Below are 1,367 nucleotides of genomic sequence, written 5' to 3'. Positions count from 1 at the left end.
TTAAAGTCCGAATATGAAATATAACAAGTCAAATCACGCGGACTTGTAAATGTCGTCACTTTTTTTGAAAAAACACTCAAAAAAACCGCCAACATTCACAATCCGGTGTTTGAGGCGTTATAAGCACAAGGAATTCATGCGCAATATTCTCATTTTGTTGTCCTTTTTAAGTTTCTTTAGTTTAGCTAACGTAACTTCTACAGATATCAAATTAACTCCTGAAAAAGCATTTTGCTTAGGTTTTACTTTAGATCGTCCCGGTAATGAATACGTTGGGTTAAATTACCCTGATGTTATTAACCAAAAATGGGTGCCTGTATCAACTATGGTTGAATATAGTTTCAATCAAAACCCTATTTTCATAACGAGAACTGATTTTGATAAAACCAATAAGCAAGAGCAGATGGTAATTCTTGGCTTTCACGAAACTATACATTCAGGTGGTGATGCTGCAATATCAATTACCTATCAATGCCTTGATAAATGCGGAACAAATTATTTTAAAAAATATACTGTTCCGTCTATCGTTAATTATATTCAAGCTAAGGTGCAACAGTGCTTATAACAAGCCAATCAAGCGGGACTAAAAACAGTTTGCTCGGTTTCGCTTCGCTACACATTTTAGCAAACAATTTTTAGCCCCTTATTGGGGCGTTAGGTAACACCAAGAATGATTCGCATCGTTGAACGTATGAATGACAGCATAAAGGTAGGATATCTTTATCTAATATTAGGGTTAGCATGCATTACCATATGTATATTTGTTAGTTTTAATACTTATTCATTTCTCGAAAAAGCAAATTCAACGAATGGTGTTGTTATCGAACTAGTAAAAAAGCATTCCTCAAAATCATCTTTATATCCAAAAATTGAGTTTACGGATCTTAATGGTAATTCAATTGTGTTTACTTCCAGTTTTGGTCTTAGTCCCTCAATCAATACTTATCAAAAAGGTGATGTAGTTAAAGTTTTATACCAAAGCAATTCAACTGATTCTGCCAAGGTTTCCAGTTTTTTTTCACTGTGGGGGATCAGTTTTCTATTATTTATCGTTGGCAGTGTTTTCACATTTTCAAGCATTAGAAAAGTTGTTAAATTAAACGCAAGCACTGTGGATAGTGTTACCTAACAAGCCACTCAAGCAGGACAAAAAACAGTTGGCTTTTGCTCCTGCGTCGCTATTTTAGCCAACTGTTTTTTGCCTCTTAGTGGGGCGTTATATTTCACGGAGAATTTAGGTGTAATTTCCAGAGTTAGAAACTTCTCGTTTAATGCTAACAAGGCTATTGAACGAGGATGCCGATAGTATATTCGAGCTTTTTTCTGATGAAGCTGTCATAGAATACTATGATCTCGAAGCATTCAAA

Annotated in this window: 2 protein-coding genes; both read left to right on the top strand. The window is 34.8% G+C overall.

Annotation, left to right across the window (positions count from 1 at the left end):
• Positions 1-136: 136 nt before the first annotated feature.
• On the top strand, positions 137-565 hold the full coding sequence (locus H5088_RS20075) for a hypothetical protein (RefSeq protein WP_182754410.1): 429 nt from the start codon (positions 137-139) through the stop codon (positions 563-565).
• Positions 566-670: 105 nt separating this feature from the next.
• Positions 671-1,129, top strand: a complete 459-nt coding sequence (locus H5088_RS20070) for a DUF3592 domain-containing protein (RefSeq protein WP_182754407.1) — start codon at positions 671-673, stop codon at positions 1,127-1,129.
• Positions 1,130-1,367 lie beyond the last annotated feature (238 nt).

Source organism: Pseudoalteromonas sp. SR43-3, assembly GCF_014163875.1.
GTDB lineage: Bacteria > Pseudomonadota > Gammaproteobacteria > Enterobacterales > Alteromonadaceae > Pseudoalteromonas > Pseudoalteromonas distincta.
This window is presented reverse-complemented; position numbering and strand designations above follow the sequence as displayed.